We start from the raw sequence: 1368 nt of genomic DNA on the forward strand, positions 1-1368 counted from the left end.
AGATTAAATCGTCTTTTGGAAACACTTCTTTTAACGTCGAGAACTGCTCTCGTGGGTAGCCTTTGCGTTTTAATGCATCAACGGCGAACGCGATTTGCGAGCTATCGACCATCAATTTTACTTTGTTGTCTTTGTCCGGTTCTTTGGTCGCCACCACGCCTTCCGATAACAAGATCGACAGCATTTCGTTGCCTTCTTTTTGGCTCACATTGGTGTAAAGCTCGGTTTGGCAACCCACCAAAAACAGCGCCAATACAAGGCAAAGCGCGCGCATTTTATTCTTCATCATTACTGCGCCTTCAAAAGCGTTTCGACATTCTGTGTGGTTTTACCCACGGTTTTCGCGATCAACTCTTCTTGAAACGTGATTCGCGTTAACGCCCACTGCATTTGCAACAGTTGCGCTGGATCGTCACCGACCATTTTCATGCTGTCTTGCAGGCTGCTTTTTGCATTGTCGATGGTGTTTTTTAGTTCGCTGATGTTTTCTAGCAAACCGCCTTCTAAACCGTTGTTCCCCTCCGGAATAGACATGGCTTGTTCAAAACGCTCACTCAGCCCGTCTTCGACTTGAGCATCTTGCAACTTCTCAAGGTTGGTTTGCATCACCTCGGTGTACTGTGTATTGATCATGTGTACTCCTACGACAAATCTAACTTATGGCTGTGAGTCATGATGTTCTTCACCATCGCGTTTTTTTGGATAACAAAACTCAGCTCTTCACGTACTAAATCGACTGTTGATGTCATCTCTGGCAAAGACTTTAGCTCTGCCCAACAATGCCAAAGCGCTTGTTCTTTCTGAGCGCCAAGTGGGAAGCTTTGCGCAAGCATCGCTTTTAATGCTGCTCTGTCTGTTGGCGGCTCAGCCATTAACTGGCCAGCAAAATCTCCGAGCAACTCTTGTTTCAGAACGCTCAATAATTCCGGAACGGCATCATCCGTTCCTTTGGCGCTTTTCGCCTGATGAAAGGCGTACCACAGCGCTTCTTTTTGTGTTTGAGGATCAGAAAAAACGTCCTTTAACGAAGAAAGCACGCTTTGTTTAGAGACAGTCTCTGCTTCCTTGATCGACGCATACCAATCTTTAATTGCGTTGAGTTTCTCTTCTACTTTTGTCAGCGTGTCTTTGGGAGCTGGACGAGAAACTTCGGCCGTAGTTTCTCGCGTCATAAGCTCGCTCATTCGCTTCGCATCGTCGCGTTCATAGTGACGAACATCGGTTGAATGAGCGGGCGTTTGTCCGACAAAGCTAGGGTCGACTCTCATCCAAGATTCCTAATATCTTGGGTGAAGCTCGCCGCAAAAGCTTGGCTTTCTTCGCTGCCTTGAGCTGCCAGTTCCATCCAACGTTCAGCTTGGCTTAGTA

General features: G+C 46.9%; 2 protein-coding genes and 2 pseudogenes. All 4 read right to left on the reverse strand.

Annotated features, from left to right (window positions below; all coding sequences use genetic code 11):
- A pseudogene (vscJ, locus tag R8O70_RS25295) lies at window positions 1-289 on the reverse strand (SctJ family type III secretion inner membrane ring lipoprotein Vsc); the annotation flags it as partial.
- Window positions 289-633: a SctI family type III secretion system inner rod subunit VscI gene (gene vscI, locus R8O70_RS25300; RefSeq protein ID WP_005464519.1), complete on the reverse strand. Its 345-nt coding sequence runs from the start codon at window positions 631-633 to the stop codon at window positions 289-291. The pseudogene vscJ and the gene vscI, both read right to left, overlap by 1 nt.
- An 8-nt stretch (window positions 634-641) precedes the next feature.
- Window positions 642-1268: a YopR family T3SS polymerization control protein VscH gene (gene vscH, locus R8O70_RS25305; RefSeq protein ID WP_021448598.1), complete on the reverse strand. Its 627-nt coding sequence runs from the start codon at window positions 1266-1268 to the stop codon at window positions 642-644.
- Window positions 1265-1368 (reverse strand): annotated as a pseudogene (vscG, locus tag R8O70_RS25310) (YscG family type III secretion system chaperone VscG); the annotation flags it as partial. The pseudogene vscG and the gene vscH, both read right to left, overlap by 4 nt.

This window comes from Vibrio sp. 779(2023), assembly GCF_033344285.1.
GTDB classification, from domain to species: Bacteria; Pseudomonadota; Gammaproteobacteria; order Enterobacterales; family Vibrionaceae; genus Vibrio; species Vibrio alginolyticus.

Bases quoted from the DNA above. Each gene is read 5' to 3' on its own strand.
- vscI (WP_005464519.1), bottom strand. From the start codon at position 633: ATGATCAATACACAGTACACCGAGGTGATGCAAACCAACCTTGAGAAG.
- vscH (WP_021448598.1), bottom strand. From the start codon at position 1,268: ATGAGAGTCGACCCTAGCTTTGTCGGACAAACGCCCGCTCATTCAACC.